Source organism: Bacteroides sp. NSJ-39, from assembly GCF_014287315.1.
In the GTDB taxonomy this organism is placed as follows: Bacteria; Bacteroidota; Bacteroidia; order Bacteroidales; family Bacteroidaceae; genus Bacteroides; species Bacteroides finegoldii.
Genome location: NZ_JACOOB010000006.1, coordinates 135,870 through 153,444, shown reverse-complemented (window position 1 = coordinate 153,444; position 17,575 = coordinate 135,870). Strand labels below are relative to the sequence as shown.

The window sequence follows — 17,575 nt, the reverse complement described above, 5'->3', positions numbered from 1 at the left end:
CGTGAAAAAAACAGCTTTTATCTTGTCACTTGTGTTCTTAGGCATATTCAGTGTTCGGGCGCAAGATTTCAAAAGAGATATTAAATTGGGAACCTTTATACCTAAGGGACAGTGGATTGTAGGTAGCTCAGTTTCATATTCGGAACATAATGAGCAGAACTATCAGTTTTTGGTACTTGATGGATTTAATTCTGATGGCTATACTTTTAAAGTCAGTCCGATGGTCTGTTATGCGTTTAAAGATAATATGGCTGCCGGAGGGCGTTTTGCCTATGGACGGACATTAACAAAGTTGGATGGATTGTCTATCAATTTGGATGAAGAAAATCAGTTTGACGTAGACGATCTTTATCAGTTGAAACATTCGTATTCAGTAATGGCTGTACTCCGTAATTATGTGACATTGGGAAGTAGCAAACGTTTTGCACTCTTTAGTGAGACACAATTGGGAATGGGGGGAAGCCAGTCGAAAGTAGTAAATAAGGGAGGTGATTCCGTTACCGGAACCTATTCTACAACTACAGATTTCAGCATTGGTGTAGCTCCCGGTATTGTAGCTTTTATTAATAACTATACGGCGGTAGAAGTTAGTATTGGTGTGCTTGGGTTGAACTTTAGTAAGGTGAAACAAACTACAGATCAAGTCTATGTTGGTGAACGGTCGTCTAGTAGCGCTAATTTTAAAATTAATTTGTTTTCTATCGGCTTGGGAATTGCCTTTTATTTATAAATGAAAATGTACAAAGTATTATATATATGTATATTGGGCTTGTTGGCCGGGATACCGGGTATACAGGCACAGCAACGCGATACTCTCCGTACGATGGATGGAAGGGATTCTTTAATTGTTGAAAGGGTTATTGTTCGTGATACTGTTTTTCTTCTGAAGGAGGAATACGAAGAACAGCTGGATTCAACAGATATTATTCATACGAGAGCTATCGGACGTTTTGATCGCGGAATCAAAAATTACCGTTTCATTCCGAAAGGTAAATGGATTGGAGGTTTGACTTTCTCGTATGTCAATTTTGATAGTGACGACAGTCGGTTATTGTTTTCTATTCTGAAAGATTTTGATTGTAACTTCCGTACCTTTTCCGTCAAGCCTTTCTGGGGCTATGCAATTCGGGACAATTTGGTAGTAGGTATGAAGTTGGGATATAACCATACAATTGCTCAATTGGATAATGTTTCCCTTGCAGTTGAAGATTTGGATGTTTCTTTGAAAGATATGCGTTATGCGGAAGATACCTATTCGGCTGCAGTCTTTCACCGTTCTTATGTCGGCTTGGATCACGGTAAGCGTTTCGGTTTATTTAATGAAACTACTCTTTCTTATAATAGAGGTACATCTAGTTTTTCTCGTGGAACGGGAGATAATTTGAAACGAACGGAAACGACGTTAAATGAACTTCATTTGGGGATAAATCCGGGTTTGGCGGTGTTTGTTATGCAGAATGTATGCGCTGAAGTCTCATTCGGAGTTGTCGGATTTAAGTACCGGGTAGAGAAGCAGAAGAATAATTTGGGAGAAACTGGTAAACGGAGGAGTAGTGGCGCTAACTTCAAGATTAATCTGTTTAATATTAACATTGGTATTACTCTTTGTATGTAATTTTAGAAACGTATGAGAAGAATATATATAAATGGCTTAATGGTGGGGATGATGTTATTAATTGCATCATGCATAGAGAATGATATAGATTATCCGGTCGTTAAGTTACAGTTTTTAGATATTGCTGTGGAAGGTCAATCCGGTAATGCTATTATTAATACGGAAACCAATACGATAACATTGAATTTGGATGAAACTGTTAACCTGAAAAAGGTGAAAGTTACAAAGCTTGAACTAACAGAGGGAGCTAAAACCGATTTGGCAGTTAATTCAGTTCTGGATTTGACAAAGCCTCGAAAGATTACTCTGTCTTTATATCAAGATTATGAATGGACAATTGTTGCCCGACAGACGATAGAACGTCGGTTTGTCGTAAATGATCAGATTGGAGAGCCCATATTTGATGTTGAAAATCGTTTAGTGGTAGCTTATGTGACCACTTCTACTAGCCTGCGTACTATTCAAATAGAGGATCTGAAACTAGGTCCTGAAGGATGTACGATGACACCGGATTACTCGGCTTTGCATGACTTTATGTCCGGTCAGACGGTCACTGTGAGCTATCACGACATAATGGAGGTTTGGACTTTATATGTGTCGCCTACTAGTGATGATGTTGTTACGTCTTCGGCTGATGCTTGGACAAATGTAGTGTGGCTGTCCGGACAAGGGAAGAAAGGGGCTGTTTTCGGATTTGAAATCAGTGAGGTCTCAACAGGAGAATGGAAAACTGTGGATGAGGCTTATATAACGGTAAATGGGGGAACTTTCACCGCGCGCGTTCCCCATTTGAAAGCTTCTACCGCTTATAATTGCCGTGCAGTTGCTAACGATAAATATGGCGAAATTCTAACTTTTACAACGGGAGAAGCGGTAGTATTGCCAGGAGGTTCTTTGGATAATTGGCACCAAGTTGATAAAGTCTGGAATCCATGGGCTGAAAATGGTGAGCAGATATGGGATACAGGTAATAAGGGAGCAACTAAAATGGGGGATAGTAATTCTGTGCCGACTAGTGAAACTTGGAATGGAAAAGGACAGGCTGCAAAACTGTCTTCTAAATTTGTAGGTTTGGTAGGGATCGGAAAGTTTGCAGCAGGTAACTTGTATGTCGGCAAATACTTAGAAACGGTAGGTACAAATGGAAAGTTGGAATTTGGTAAACCGTTTACGGCAAGGCCTACAAAGTTGAAAGCGTATTATAAGTATACAACGGCTCCGATTGATAATTTGCCGAGTGAGAAGAATGCCCCGCTTGATTATAAACGTTTTGTTTCTTATAAAGGTAAGCCTGATACTTGTGCTATATATATAGCACTAGGTGATTGGGATAGTCCGGTAGGAGTTTATACTAAATATTCTGAAAGGAAACTGTTTGATAAGAATGATTCTCATGTGATTGCCTATGCTGAATTTAATACAGGAAAGACGGTAAGTGAATATCAAAAGCTTGAATTAGAACTGGAATATCGAGCAGTTAATCGTGAACCGAAATATCTTTTGGTCGTATGTTCTGCCAGCAAATATGGCGATTATTTCACTGGAGGGGAAGGTGCTACTCTTTGGGTGGATGACTTTAGTTTGGAATATGACTATGATGATTAGTTTTATCTCTTATTCAATGTATTCCTTCCGGTTGTGAACTGTAATAGTGCGTACCTTTTATTGCAAAGATAGTTGCGACGACACCCGGGACTCATGTATACTGAGATTCGGGTGTCGTACAAGTTGCTTGTGCATAAAATGTGAAAGGGATTCGGTGGAAACTCTTGTGGTACTCTATGTTATCATTTTTTCATTATCCAATTCTCTGTCTTAATGTTGGGAATACGTGATAGATGTTTTAGGTTTTCTGAAACTAGAGTCATTTTATTGGCTACTGCTGTGACTCCGATTAATATGTCAAAATCATCAATTAACTGTCCCTGTTTGCGCAATTCTGCTTTAGATTCAGCAAAAAATGGTAATATTGGATAAATAGGCAGGACAACAAACAAGTTTACAAATTCGTTGACTTGGGCGAGATGTTCTTCTTTTTTGCTACTACATGCAGCACCATACAATAATTCTCTCACTGTTATTTCTGAAATATAACAGTTTTTTCGTCCTATTTCTTTTATACGTGCAGGAACGTTATATTTTTCTTACAGGAAGAATATACAAATATTTGTGTCTAATAAATATTTGGTCATTCGTCAAATGGTATCAGGTTACGTGTCTTATTACTTCTTCGCCCTGTCAAGACAGATTTCTCTATTCTGTCAATATCCGGATCGTTAGCCCATATACCAGCCAATTTATGGAAAGCATTATCTTTCTCAGCTTCTTTAATTTTTTCAGTTTTATCAGCACTATTTATTAAGGATTCTGTTAGTTTATTCACCAAATACAACTTTGCTTTATCACTCAGAGAATTGAGGACAGAAAAATAATAATCAGCTAAGTGTATATTTACATCAAACGTTTTCATGATCTGTTCCTTTCTTTTATGTACTTGAGTATTACAAAGATAACTATTTGCGCTATACCGACAATTCTTTTTATTCTTTTTATCTTATTTATTGATGAAAAAACTCCCGTTCTTCCTTTCGGAAGGCGGGAGTTTTTAACTATAGCTTATTTATATCTGTGGCTGATTATACGATACCTTGTGCCATCATTGCTTTGGCAACCTTCATGAATCCGGCTACGTTAGCACCTTTCACATAGTTTACGTATCCGTCAGCTTCAGTACCGTATTGAACGCAAGCTGCATGGATATTCTTCATAATGCTCTTCAACTTCTCGTCTACTTCTTCAGAGCTCCAGCTCAGTTTGATAGAGTTCTGAGTCATTTCAAGACCGGATACTGATACACCACCTGCATTGGCAGCTTTACCCGGAGCATAAAGGATTTTGGCTTCTTGGAATACGCGGATAGCTTCCGGAGTAGAAGGCATGTTAGCACCTTCGGATACAGCTATCACACCGTTAGCAACCAATTTCTTAGCATCATCACCGTTCAATTCATTCTGAGTTGCAGAAGGCAGAGCGATATCTGCTTTCTCACCCCAAGGACGAGCACCTTCTACATATTTGCAGCCATATTTTTCTGCGTATTCACGGATACGGCCACGATACAGATTCTTCAATTCCATGATGTAATCCAGTTTCTCACGGTCGATACCGTCCGGATCATAAACGTAACCGTCAGAGTCAGACATAGTCAGAACCTTACCGCCAAGTTCAAGAACCTTTTCTGCAGTGTATTGAGCAACGTTACCGGAACCGGAAATCAGGCAAGTCTTACCTTTCAAGTCAGTACCTTTGGTTTTCAGCATTTCCATCAGGAAGTAAATGTTACCGTAACCTGTTGCTTCCGGACGAATCAGTGAACCTCCGAATTCGCGGCCTTTACCTGTGAATGTTCCAGTGAATTCGTGAGTCAGTTTCTTGTACATACCGAACATGAAACCTACCTCGCGGCCACCTACACCGATATCACCGGCAGGAACGTCCGTCTCAGGACCGATGTGACGCCACAATTCCAACATGAAAGCTTGCACGAAGCGCATTACTTCTGCGTTTGATTTACCACGGGGAGAGAAGTCGGAACCACCTTTACCGCCACCCATAGGCAATGTGGTCAGTGAGTTTTTGAATGTCTGTTCAAAGGCAAGGAACTTCAAGATAGAAAGATTCACGGATGAGTGGAAACGGATACCGCCTTTGTACGGGCCAATCGCGTTGTTATGTTGAACACGGTAACCCATGTTAGTCTGAATGTTACCTTTATCATCCATCCAAGTCACGCGGAACTGATATACTCTATCAGGGATACACAAACGTTCGATCAAGTTTACTTTATCGAACTCAGGGTGTTTGTTGTATTCTTCCTCAATAGTCGAAAGTACTTCTTCTACTGCTTGATGATACTCCGGTTCATTGGGAAATCTTCTTTTCAGATCGTCTAATACCTTTGCTGCATTCATAATCTTTTTTTCTTTTATTGGTTGTTTAAAATTCGATTATCTATTTCTCTTATGCGGTTGCAAAAGTAAAGATAAAAATTAAACTAGCAAACATTTTATAAAGAAAAATGCGATAAAACATCAAATTTGATATTTTATCGCATTAAAAATAGGAAAAAAGATATTTATTTATTCCTTTTTATCGACTTATAAACAGGAATGAATACTAATGCTGCCGAAATGACAAGCATTACTACTGTCATCCCATCGATCCGTTCGGCTTTTGTGAGAACTAAATAGCAAAGCGCCAACCAAAGCAGGCTAATGCAAACTATTTGTGATTTGGATAACGGTCTTCTCATTAGCCTTCTTTTTTCTTCTTGTCTACGATAGCATCAATTACTGCTACAGCTGTAATATTGACGATGTCACGTACAGAACTTTCGAAATCGGTGAAATGGATCGGTTTGTTCAATCCCATTTGGATAGGGCCGATAAATTCCGTATCCGGATCCATTGCTTGCAGCAGTTTGTAACCGGCATTCGCTGAACTCAGGTTCGGGAAAATCAATGTATTTACATCTTTTCCTTTCAGACGGGTGAACGGATACTTGGTATCGCGCAATTCGCGGTTCATGGCGAAGTTTACCTGCATTTCACCGTCGATAGCCAATTCCGGATACTCTTTCTGCATATAATTTACGGCTTCATGCACTTTTACAGGGCTTCCTGTTGTATCAGCACCGAAATTAGAGTAGGACAGCATGGCCATTACCGGAGTATGGTTGAAGAAACGGACTGTTTTGTCGGACAGCTTGGCTATATCAATCAATGTGTCGGTATCGGGGTGGCGGTTAATTAATGTATCTGCCAGGAAGTAGGTACCCTTCTTGGAGTTCAGTATGTGCATGGTTCCGAAATGTTTGAATCCCGGTTGGATGCCGATCACTTCTTTGGCAACCTTGATTGTGTTGCTGTATCTTGTATAAAGTCCGGTGATGAACGCATCAGCGTCTCCGGTTTCTACCATCATCATACCGAAGTAGTTGCGCTCGAACATTTTATCGTTGGCTTCTTCATAAGTAAAGCCTTCGCGTGCACGTTTTTCGGCTAAAATACGGGCATAACGTTCGCGGCGTTCCGACTCGTCCGGATGGCGGAGATTTACAATCTCGATACCTTCCAAGCTTAGGTCCAGCTCCTCTGCTAATTTACCGATAGCCTCATCGTTTCCTAATAAGATAGGATGACAGATACCTTCAGATTTTGCTTCAACGGCAGCTTTCAGCATATTGGGGTGGATCCCTTCTGCAAATACAACACGTTGCGGGTTGCGGCGGGCAGTATCATACAGTTGGCGGGTCAGTTTGGATTCGTAACCCATTAATTCGCGCAGATGTACACAGTATGCGTCCCAGTCCTTGATTTCCGTACGGGCTACTCCACTTTCCATCGCAGCTTTTGCTACAGCGCAAGACACCTCTGTGATGAGGCGTGGGTCTACCGGTTTCGGGATGAAGTATTCCGGACCGAAGGAAAGGTTGTTTACATGGTAGGCCGCGTTAACAACATCGGGTACTGGCTGTTTTGCCAGATTGGCGATAGCGTGTACGGCCGCAATTTTCATTTCTTCATTGATGGCTTTGGCATGAGTGTCCAATGCACCACGGAAGATATACGGGAAGCCGATTACATTATTTATCTGGTTCGGATAGTCGGAACGTCCGGTTGCCATCAATACATCGGGGCGGGCTGCCATAGCGTCTTCGTAGGAAATTTCCGGAGTCGGGTTGGCCAGCGCAAATACGATAGGCATGGGGGCCATGCTACGTACCATATCCTGACTCAATACGTTTCCTTTTGACAGGCCGAGAAATACGTCTGCACCTTTAATGGCTTCTGCCAGTGTATGTATGTCCGTGCGGTCAGTTGCGAAATATTTCTTCTGTTCGTTCAGGTCAGTACGTGTTTTGCTGATAACACCTTTACTGTCCAGCATGACAATATTTTCGAGACGTGCACCCAGTGACACATACAGTTTAGTGCAAGACACGGCAGATGCACCGGCACCGTTCACAACGATTTTTACATCTTCGATTTTCTTTCCGGCTACTTGCAGGGCGTTTACCAATCCGGCACTGGAGATGATAGCGGTACCATGCTGGTCGTCGTGCATCACAGGAATATCCAGTTCTTCTTTCAGACGGCGTTCGATTTCAAAGCATTCTGGAGCTTTGATGTCTTCGAGGTTGATACCGCCGAAGGTGGGAGCGATAGCCTTTACGGCTGCAATGAATTTTTCCGGGTCTTTTTCATTGACTTCGATATCGAATACGTCAATGCCGGCATAGATTTTGAAGAGCAGACCTTTACCTTCCATTACCGGTTTGCCACTCAATGCACCTATGTCACCTAGTCCGAGTACGGCTGTACCGTTGGAAATAACAGCAACAAGGTTACCTTTCGCAGTATATTTGTATGCGTCTTGTGGATTCTTCTCAATTTCGAGGCAAGGTTCTGCCACACCGGGAGAGTATGCGAGTGCTAAATCTGTTTGTGTACTATACGGTTTGGTAGGGACTACCTCGATCTTACCGGGTTTGCCCTGTGAGTGATAGAGCAAAGCGGCTTCTTTGGTTATTTTAGCCATGGTATCTGTATTTTTTATTAATAAGTTATCATTTGGCTGCAAATGTAGGAATAAAAGTTATATATTGTAGTCTCTTGTTGGTAATTTCTATTAATTTTATAGCAAAATGGCTGAAGTTATAATCTGATATGTATTTATATCCTATTTTTTTTAGGTGCTATAATATTAATTTATTGAAATTTCAATAAATACTTTATCTGTCAATTTAGTTATTTCGCTATTTTTGAATCGATATATGATTTAACCTTATTTTATAATGATTACCACCCAGCAACTTCAATTATTGAAAGAAGGAAATAAAAATGCTTTTGAAGAAGGTGCATCGTGCATTACGACACATCTTCACACTAAGAACAATATGAAATCAGAACGTTTACTTTCATTAGATATACTCCGGGGAATCACCATTGTCGGAATGATTTTGGTGAACAACCCCGGAACATGGGAATCCATTTACGCACCCTTGCGACATGCCGAATGGAACGGACTGACTCCGACTGATTTGGTCTTCCCGTTCTTCATGTTTATAATGGGCGTTTCCATGAGTTTTGCCTTATCCCGGTTCGATCATCATTTCAGTCGCGGTTTTATCATCAAACTGGTACGGCGCACGGTGATCTTGTTTTTGTTGGGACTTTTTCTTTCCTGGTTCTCGTTGGTGTGCACAGGAGTAGAACAACCTTTCTCGCACATACGTATTCTGGGAGTGTTGCAGCGGTTGGCATTGGCTTATTTCTTTGGTTCCTTGCTGATTGTGGGTGTCCGGCGTCCGGCAAATCTGGCATGGATCTCCGGGATCATTCTGGCAGGTTATTCCATCTTGCTGGCTTTGGGACACGGATTTGAACTTTCCGAACAGAATATTATTGCCGTTACAGATCGCACACTATTCGGAGAAGCCCATTTGTATCGGGAGTGGTTGCCGGATGGCGGGCGTATCTTTTTCGACCCGGAAGGCCTGTTGAGTACCTTGCCGTGCATTGCGCAAGTGATTATCGGTTATTTCTGCGGAAATATTTTGCGGGAGAAGACTGAAATCCATCACCGGCTGTTGCAGATCTCCATACTGGGTATTGCTCTTTTGTTTGCAGGATGGTTGTTGAGTTACGGCTGCCCGTTGAATAAGAAAGTATGGAGTCCGACTTTTGTGCTGGTGACTTGTGGTTTTGCTTCCTTGTTGCTTGTGTTTCTCACCTGGCTGATTGATATTCGTAAAAAGCAGAAATGGGGATATCCTTTCCATGTTTTTGGTACGAATCCATTGTTTATTTATATAGTGGCCGGTGTGTTAGCTACTTTGCTGGAGGTAATTACAGTTGGGGAGAGTAGCTTGCAGGAGAAGATTTACACTTCCATTTGGAGCGTTCTTCCCGATGCTCATCTGGCCTCTCTGATTTACGGCCTTCTGTTTATCGGATTCAATTATCTGATTGTATGGGGGCTGTACAAAAAGCAACTATTTATAAAGATATAGAAGGTAAGTGACTAGTTAGAAAAAGGTAGAGTTTATGCCGGATAGCTACGGCAGTTTGTTTTCGTAGCCGGATGGCATAAACTCTATTGATTATCAGTTCAATAAATATACAGGTAAACAGTCTTCCTATTTTTCTTTCTCCGACGGTGTGTGTGTTGTCCGCCAGAACGTATTTTTCACCTCCCTTGCCACCTCTTTCCAGCTTGGTATATTTTTTAGTGAGCGTCGAGCCGGGAAATCGTAAAGCAATAACAATAGGAAGAGGAAAATGCAGGCATAAGCCACCCAGCCGTAAATCTGCTTGATGCTTATCTCCATTATCTGACTGATAAACTCTTCCATATAGTGACCCAGATTGAACGGACTACTGCTGAAAGCTACATGATCGATGGCTGAACCGTAACGGGCCAGATTGTCGGGAACATAATACGCCAATCCCTGTGCATAGACTGCGGCTCCCACTACGCCGCCTACTACCATGTGCAGCATATTGAACACACTTAATCCCTGGAAGAAATGCTGGAAAGTCATGATTTCCTCCAGACACACCATAAAAGTAGCACTCAATACGGCATAAGCGAAGCCCCGACATACGGTCGGCAGGTAAAGCTGTGAAATATGGATGTCGGTGGATAAAGTCAGGTAGAAACCGATCAGGTAACCGATCAACCCGATAAAGCCGACAATGACCAGGCGTACATAATTATACTGCTTGACGTGCATCCACCAATACGAAAACACACAACCGCATACGATACCGACAATGGCGAGCCAATCGAGTTGGGAACTGACCAGTTCTTCATATTTCATTACTTCCTCGTAAAAGACTTCCTCCAGCACGTGCTCCGTGGCGAGGAACGCTTCCACTAAAGTGACTAATCCCAATAAAGGCAAAAAATGGCGGTACGTCCACATCTTTGGTTCGAGAAATGGGTGTCGAATGGTCATCATGCGCCAAATACAAATTCCTAAAGTGATGAAAATCACGATGGTAAGTTGGCGGATGACCGGGCTGTTCCACCAGTCGTACCAGTCTCCGTAGTTGAAGAGGAAGGCGATTTCCGCTAATAAGGCAGCCCATAGTATCCCGCCCAGCCAGTCGATACCAAACAGAGGAAATTTGCGCATGAACCGGAAATGCTTCACACAAGTGAACTGTATCAATAAGACAATCAGCATCAGACCGGCAACGAACAGGTTCATGTATGTCCAGTGATAATGATACATCAAACGGGTCGTAATCAGGTCGGATAGCTGGATGCTTCCCAAAATAACAATATGAAGCCAGGGAAAGAAAACGGTGAAATCCCGTTTAGGAGTCATCCACAGCTGAATGTTTGACATACACTCGAAAGTTCCCTGTATTTTGCACATACCTTCGATGAAGCAGACCAACCACAATAGAGGGAGAAAGGTGATATGCGGTGCTATCAGGTTGCAGAGTAATACTCCCAATGCGGCCGATGTAAGCAGGGTTTTATTGGTAAAACGAAACTTCATGCGGAACAGTAACGGAAAGTAGATCGCCATACCGGCCAGGTTGGCATATATGCACATTAAAATATCCTCCCGCATCAGTGACATGCTGCCGATCATCTGATTCAATGCACCCAAATAGACACCTCCCGAAAGTTGGAAGGTGACGGCTATGAAAAGATAAATCCACGGTTGCATTTTCCGCGGCACGAAGCTGCGGAACATCGGTAAAACAAAAGGACCGTTCAGAACAGGAGCACTCATAAGAATTGAAAATTAAGAATTGAAAATTAAAAAATTAAAGCGATTGAGAATTGGAGTGTTAATATTTCACTTCACATTCCACGTTAAAACCGGCACGCATGCGTTTCAAATCTTCTGGTTTGTTTCCTTTCAGACTGATACGTACGGGAATACGTTGCTCCACTTTCACGAAGTTTCCGGTGGCGTTGTCTTGCGGAATCATTGAGAAGGCGGCTCCTGTTGCATCGGAGATGGATTCTACTACTCCTTTGAATGTGACGTTCGGCACGGCGTCTGCGGTTATTTCCACTTCTGCACCTTCTTTGATATTCGGAAGCTGGGTTTCGCGGTAATTGGCGATTACCCACAAATCACTGCTGTCTACGATATCAACCATAGTCTGTCCCGGTTGCACCAGTTGCCCTTCCAGGATTTCTTTCTTTCCTGTCGTGCCGTCACACGGAGCAATGATGACTGTATAAGAGAGATTCAGACGGGCAAGTTCCAACGCAGCTTCTGCCAGGCGGACACCTGCTTCATTCTGTCCCAGGCGATGAGTCTGCTCACTTTTCACTAAAGAAGTAGACATTTTAGCCCGTGACACCTGTTCATAACGGGCTTTGGCAGCTTCGTATGCTGTATGTACGTTGTCATATTGCTGTTTCGTCACTGCGTCTTCCTGCAACAGTTTCTCAAAACGGTTCAGTTCACGTTTGGCATTTTCCATCTGTACACGTACTTCTTCAATACTTGCGTCGCTCACACTTAAATTGTTTTGCGTAGTGGCGATACCGATGGTAGTGGCCTGGCGTCCTGCGGTGGCATTCGCCAAATCCGCTTCTGCCTGTGCCACACGGAGACGGAATTCCGCATCTTCGATGATAAGAAGCGTGTCGCCTTTGCGCACTTGCTGATACTCGTCAAAGTAGATTTTCTTGATGAATCCCGGTACACGGGTATTGATCGGCGTGATATGTTGTTTCACCTGCGCATTATCCGTATATTCGATATTTCCCAAGTGGATAAACCGGGAACAAACATAAGTGACACCACCGATAAGTAAACAGATAATTACAATGTTGTATATTATCTTCTGGGTTTTTCTAGCTATCATAATCTGTTCTATTTTAAGAGAGATGAGAATTTGGTTCTATTATAAGTTGGATTCTTTTTGATAAGTCATTACTTCTCTGCTAGAGAGTGTGTGTGATATATTTCATTTTATAATAACTGTATATCAAGTTAATACGTGCATTGACCAGACCGAGGTCGGCACTTAGTTTCATATTGCTGGCATCGAGCATATCGGTGAGCAGGGCAAGGTCGTTTTTATAACGATTGCTGGTTACGTTATAGTTCTGGTCGGCAAGTTCCACGCTTTTCTCCTGTGTACGCAGGTCTGTGAAAGAGGTGAGAAAGTTGACGTAGTTCGCCTGTACACCGTTTTCTATTTGTTCCTGTGCCAGTGAATATTCCTCCTGTGCTCTGCGGACGTTCAGTTTTGCCTGGCGCACTTTCTTGTTGTTTTTAAATAAAGAAGAAAGATTGTATTTGATACCGACCCCCACATACCAGTAATTGAAGTTATTGTCGAGCACCGGGACTTCGATGGTGATAGGACCATCTAAATGTTCACCGGCCACAAGTGCAATTTTCGGAAGCAGTTCCGAGCGTTCCAATTTCACTTTCTGCTCGTTCATTTTCATAGCCAGCTGGGCTTGTTGCAGTCCTACATTGCTTTGACTGGCCATCATTTGCCAGTCGTTTTCGGCTAATGCTGTCACTTCCTCGTTCAGCAAGGTAGAATCGGGAACGATTTCTGTTCCGGCAGGCAGATGTAAGGTAGTCACCAGTTGATGATTCATTATTTTGCGGGTATCCTGCACCTTTGCCAGTTGCAGTTTCAGCGTCTCTTTCTGTAGCTCATAGCGGGTGATGTCATTTTTTAAGGCCGTTCCCTGTGTGCGGCGTGATTCCATGTTGCGGATCACCTGTTCCGTCAAATCCAGATTCTTCTGTAACACTTGCAGCTGGTTATTCAACTTGTATAAATCCAGGTAATAGCCGGTCAGGAGAAAGCGGATTTCCTGACGGTTCTTCTGCCAGTCCAATGCAGCCATTTGCTGACCGAGTTCAGCCAGAGTAATACTGCTGTTGATGGCTCCTCCGGCGTAAATCACTTGTTGCGCTTCCAACGCAAAGTTATTGCCGAAGTGTGGCATAGGGATATTCTGCCCGTTTTTGAAGTCACGGTCCCATATATATCCGTCGCCCAGGTAACTAAATGAGAGTGAGGCACCTATGTCCGGCAAACGTTGTGACTTGGCAGCCTTCAAAGCTTCATCGGCTGCTTCCTTTCCGGTTTTATACATTTGAATACTCTGACTGTTCTCGTCTGCCAGACGGAACATTTCGTCAATGCCCAACACTCTCCTGTCAAGCGTCTGGGCAAACAGTCCCTGACTGCATAGCACGGCACATAGCGGCACTATGAGCCATCTTTTTTTGCTCATAAAGTGAAAAGAAATTTAATTAATAGTAGAATTTTGAATTTTCTTCACCACGGAATAATACAGAGTAACACAGAGTTTTTTCTTTTGAAATATGTCAGTTGACACAAGTTAATGAAGATTATTTGAACGCTGTGTCCTCTGGCGTTCTCTGTAGTGAAAATAGGAGGGTTATCAAATCTGCGCTGCTACACCCCAACCGTGAAAGTCATGCATTTTGTTCTTGTAACGAATGGCGATTTGATAATATCTTAGTTTCATCTTGATACCTATTTTTCTATTTTTGGTTTGCAAAATTATGAAAAAAAACAAGTAAGTTGTAACCCTATATAGGCTCAAATATAACGTTTTTTAACGAATGGCAGCTAGCATATCAAATAGGAGAAAGAATAGAAAGAAGTACAACCACTCCTGAAGTAAAGATGCGATATAATATGTACCGTAAGGTGAAGCTATACGACTAAATAAGAAAAATTGTTCTGAAAAGCTCCTTTTTTGTTCTGATTAAGCCTATAAGTAAATAAAAGAAAACCTATACCTTTGCAGTCGAATTTTAATCAATAGTTTATGACTGCAATAATAAATAAGGAGAACTCAAAGGTATTTTTGCTGATTTTGCTCGGTATGTTGTCAGCGTTCGGACCTTTTGTGACGGATATGTATTTGCCTAGTCTGCCAGCCATGGCAGACTATTTTTCTACCCACTCGTCGATGGTGCAATTGGGGCTTACCACCAGTATGATAGGTTTGGCATTGGGACAAATCTTTTTCGGACCATTGAGTGATAAATACGGTAGGCGTCCGTTGTTGCTCGTCTCGATGATACTGTTCATCGTGTCTACCGTATTCTGTCTTTTTGCACCGGACATTTATTCGTTTATCACCTTGAGGTTGATACAGGGAATCGGAGGAGCAGGCGGTATTGTCATATCCCGTTCGGTGGCTACGGACAAGTTTTCGGGGAAGGAACTGGCCAAGATGCTGGCCGTGATCGGTGCGATTAATGGAGTGGCTCCCGTGGCAGCTCCGGTAATCGGAGGGTTGGTGACCGGGACGATCGGATGGAAAGGGATTTTTGTGATATTGCTGTTTATTGGCGTACTGCTGTGGATAGGCTGCATCCGTTTTAAAGAATCACTTCCCGTAGAGAAACGCTCGAAGACGGGAATTGTTTCTACTTTCCGTAACTTCGGTGCAATCGTTCATAACCCCCGTTACATGCTCTATGTTCTGCAACTGGCGTTTGCACAAGGCATCCTCTTTGCTTACATAGCTTCCTCACCTTTTATTGTGCAACAACATTACGGATTTTCCCCCTTTGCATTTAGTATCTGCTTCGCGGTGAATGCGGTAGCTATCGGGGTGGCAGCAGCTATCTCCGTGAAATTCCGCCAACCTGAAACTGGGACGCTGACCGGATGCATCGGTATGTTGTGCCTGTCCGTCTGTGTGATGATTGCCTTGTATAACGGATGCGGCTTTTGGACCTATGAACTGCTGATGTTTGCATTACTTTTCACAATGGGACTGACCTTTACTTCCTCCACTACCTTGGCGATGGATAGCGAACGCCGTTACGCCGGAGCAGCTTCCGCCCTGTTGGGAGCACTCTGTTTTGCTTCCGGAGGTATTGTTTCTCCGTTGGTCGGCTTGGGAAATATCCTTGTATCTACCGGAGTTACATTTGTGGTCTGCGCCATCTGTTCCCTGCTTTGTGCACTATGGGCGATGAGGAAAGTACCGATGAAAGTAGCGATGTGCCGGATTTTCCGTTAAAGTGAGATTGTTTCAAAAATAAAAGTCATGAGGAAGTTAAAGCTTAAACTCCCTCATGACTTTTATAATTTACTACCAGTATAATTATAATTACTACCAGTATAAACAGACTGAAATAAAACTACAGTTTTATCTCTTCCGTGAATATCTCCCCGAAACGGTTTTTAACCACCACCTTGACAGATTTTGCATCTTTAGAAGGCTGTGCACGGAAAAGATGACGTGTGCGATAACCCGTTTTCTTTCCCTTTACCATATTGATATAATCCTGATCCTCATCGTCAAAAGCCTGCATAGCACCTTTCAACACTCCATCCTCGTACCAGTTTACCGTATACGTCCAGTCCCAATCCCAGATATTGGCTACCACATAGTCTTTCTGGCTTTCAAACTCTCCCGGTTGGTAAAGCCGGAACTGATAGTCCGGCGAACACCCTGTTGCCTTGTAACGCCATTTCACATCATCACCTTTCACTTGTACCACCAGATAACCGTTTGGTGCTCCGCAACGATTCACGTGTCCTGCCCACCATGCGCCGCAGGCCGCTCCGATATTATGTTCGTAAATGGTAGGGGCGGGCAACTGATTTTCATAAAAGTGCGTGTGTCCGGAGAAAATATGTACTTGGTAAGGCCTCAACAGTTGGAAAAGCGCATTGGCGTTGCGCGCATTTCCCCCCGCAGCTACCGTGTTATTAGCTACTGGAGCGTGAACGTTCAGGAACACGATATTTCCTTTAGGCACATAACTTAAATCTTTTCTCAACCAGTCCAAATCTTCCGGCGTGAAGCGTTCCGTGTATTTCTTGTTGCCGTCGTAATCAATATCCTTCATTGCTATCACATGCACTTTACCGATATTGAATGAATAGTTAGCCGGGCCGAATGACTGATAATAATTCTGTTCCCCATAACCATCCGCCGGATGATCCGTCTGCGTTATAGATTTGTAGAGCAGGTTGAAGTCGTGGTTTCCCATCAGTTGGAACATCGTCATTCCCAAGTTGGACACCGCTTGCCGGTAAGGAGCGTACAGATTCATGGCATCCCACACCAGATCCCCCAGTCCCATGCCGACGATTTCGAAGTTCTTTAGTGAGTCGGCAGTCTGTTTCAGATCGGGCACTGTTTCCGTGCGGAAGCGGTCCAGTTGCTTTTCGTTTCTCACTTGCGGGTCGGAAAGGACGATGTAGACAAATTCATCCACCGGCTTCTGCCGTTTAGTCAATACGAAGTCACATTGGTTCTCGCTTTTCCCGGCATCCAGATATTGATAGAAACCATCGGCTACCCCCTCTTTGGAAGGAAGCTCATACGCTGCCGGAGTAGAGATGTAAACCATTGGATAACGTGTCGGATCAGTGTTCAGAACATAATTTCCTTCTGCATCAGTCGTATTGAAATGTGCCCCGTCTGTCACCACTACACCGCTGATGGGTTTACCTGTATTATCTTTCACACTACCTTTCACCACCGTCTGACCAAAGGCGGCAATAGCGTTCAGCTGGAAAAGCAAAACCGCTGCAAACAGCGTTTTTCTAAAATTGATCTTTTTCATTGCTTATAACTTTCTTAAAGTAACCTGATTGAATAATGCGATAATTTCTTCCGGTTCATCTGCCGACTTGAGAGCCTCCTCAAAAGACTTGCTGTTATCATCGAAACACATCACATTGGCGCAATCCAGAATATGACCCATGTTGAATGTAGCAACTTCCCGGCTCACCTCTTCCTTTTTTCAGTGCTGATGTAATGGTTGAAGTATTCTTTAGATAACCGCTGGGCAGACCGATGTGATTTTTTATCCCGTTGTGCAGAGTGACTTGCAGCATATACACTAGAGGGCAAGGTGTATTCCATCCTTTTAGTAAGTAGGCAAAG

The 17,575-nt window shown here is 42.9% G+C and carries 14 protein-coding genes; 5 read left to right on the top strand and 9 right to left on the bottom strand.

Features of this window, described 5'->3' with window-relative positions:
- Nucleotide 1 precedes the first annotated feature (1 nt).
- From H8S63_RS09190 to H8S63_RS09180, 3 genes are read left to right on the top strand one after another with little or no spacing between them, the layout of a single operon-like run.
- Nucleotides 2-730, top strand: coding sequence for a hypothetical protein (locus tag H8S63_RS09190; protein ID WP_186926579.1), 729 nt, complete (start codon nt 2-4; stop codon nt 728-730).
- On the top strand, nt 731-1,615 hold the full coding sequence (locus H8S63_RS09185) for a hypothetical protein (RefSeq protein WP_186926577.1): 885 nt from the start codon (nt 731-733) through the stop codon (nt 1,613-1,615).
- A gap of 12 nt (nt 1,616-1,627) precedes the next feature.
- Nucleotides 1,628-3,220 (top strand): PCMD domain-containing protein, encoded by a 1,593-nt coding sequence (locus tag H8S63_RS09180; protein ID WP_229102192.1) that lies wholly within the window; start codon nt 1,628-1,630, stop codon nt 3,218-3,220.
- 182 nt (nt 3,221-3,402) lie between these two features.
- Here H8S63_RS09180 and H8S63_RS09175 read toward each other — a convergent pair whose 3' ends face one another.
- The 4 genes from H8S63_RS09175 to H8S63_RS09160 all read right to left on the bottom strand — a co-directional run bounded on the left by H8S63_RS09175 (nt 3,403) and on the right by H8S63_RS09160 (nt 8,215).
- Nucleotides 3,403-3,726, bottom strand: a complete 324-nt coding sequence (locus tag H8S63_RS09175) for a PIN domain-containing protein (RefSeq protein ID WP_270565904.1) — start codon at nt 3,724-3,726, stop codon at nt 3,403-3,405.
- A 77-nt stretch (nt 3,727-3,803) separates the two neighbouring features.
- Nucleotides 3,804-4,085, bottom strand: coding sequence for a hypothetical protein (locus tag H8S63_RS09170; RefSeq protein WP_186926575.1), 282 nt, complete (start codon nt 4,083-4,085; stop codon nt 3,804-3,806).
- Nucleotides 4,086-4,251: 166 nt separating this feature from the next.
- A complete protein-coding gene (locus H8S63_RS09165) occupies nt 4,252-5,586 on the bottom strand; it encodes an NADP-specific glutamate dehydrogenase (RefSeq protein ID WP_007751388.1) in 1,335 nt (444 codons plus the stop codon).
- A gap of 340 nt (nt 5,587-5,926) precedes the next feature.
- Nucleotides 5,927-8,215 (bottom strand): NADP-dependent malic enzyme, encoded by a 2,289-nt coding sequence (locus tag H8S63_RS09160; RefSeq protein ID WP_022276287.1) that lies wholly within the window; start codon nt 8,213-8,215, stop codon nt 5,927-5,929.
- 358 nt (nt 8,216-8,573) lie between these two features.
- Between H8S63_RS09160 and H8S63_RS09155 the strand changes: the two genes are divergently transcribed.
- A complete protein-coding gene (locus tag H8S63_RS09155; RefSeq protein WP_004321766.1) occupies nt 8,574-9,689 on the top strand; it encodes an acyltransferase family protein in 1,116 nt (371 codons plus the stop codon).
- Between the two features lie 126 nt (nt 9,690-9,815).
- Here H8S63_RS09155 and H8S63_RS09150 read toward each other — a convergent pair whose 3' ends face one another.
- The 3 genes from H8S63_RS09150 to H8S63_RS09140 all read right to left on the bottom strand — a co-directional run bounded on the left by H8S63_RS09150 (nt 9,816) and on the right by H8S63_RS09140 (nt 13,921).
- On the bottom strand, nt 9,816-11,429 hold the full coding sequence (locus tag H8S63_RS09150) for a hypothetical protein (RefSeq protein WP_186926574.1): 1,614 nt from the start codon (nt 11,427-11,429) through the stop codon (nt 9,816-9,818).
- Between the two features lie 58 nt (nt 11,430-11,487).
- Nucleotides 11,488-12,522, bottom strand: coding sequence for an HlyD family secretion protein (locus tag H8S63_RS09145; protein WP_004321762.1), 1,035 nt, complete (start codon nt 12,520-12,522; stop codon nt 11,488-11,490).
- 79 nt (nt 12,523-12,601) lie between these two features.
- Complete coding sequence (locus tag H8S63_RS09140; RefSeq protein ID WP_115484358.1) at nt 12,602-13,921, bottom strand: TolC family protein; 1,320 nt, start codon at nt 13,919-13,921, stop codon at nt 12,602-12,604.
- Between the two features lie 564 nt (nt 13,922-14,485).
- Between H8S63_RS09140 and H8S63_RS09135 the strand changes: the two genes are divergently transcribed.
- Nucleotides 14,486-15,694, top strand: coding sequence for a multidrug effflux MFS transporter (locus tag H8S63_RS09135; protein WP_115484357.1), 1,209 nt, complete (start codon nt 14,486-14,488; stop codon nt 15,692-15,694).
- A gap of 121 nt (nt 15,695-15,815) precedes the next feature.
- Here the strand turns inward: H8S63_RS09135 and H8S63_RS09130 are convergent, their stop codons facing one another.
- Both H8S63_RS09130 and H8S63_RS09125 read right to left on the bottom strand, forming a co-directional pair.
- The gene (locus tag H8S63_RS09130; RefSeq protein WP_004321760.1) at nt 15,816-17,252 is read right to left on the bottom strand and encodes a calcineurin-like phosphoesterase family protein; all 1,437 of its coding nucleotides are present in this window, start codon (nt 17,250-17,252) and stop codon (nt 15,816-15,818) included.
- 3 nt (nt 17,253-17,255) lie between these two features.
- Nucleotides 17,256-17,420, bottom strand: coding sequence for a hypothetical protein (locus H8S63_RS09125; RefSeq protein WP_186926653.1), 165 nt, complete (start codon nt 17,418-17,420; stop codon nt 17,256-17,258).
- Nucleotides 17,421-17,575: the final 155 nt, after the last annotated feature.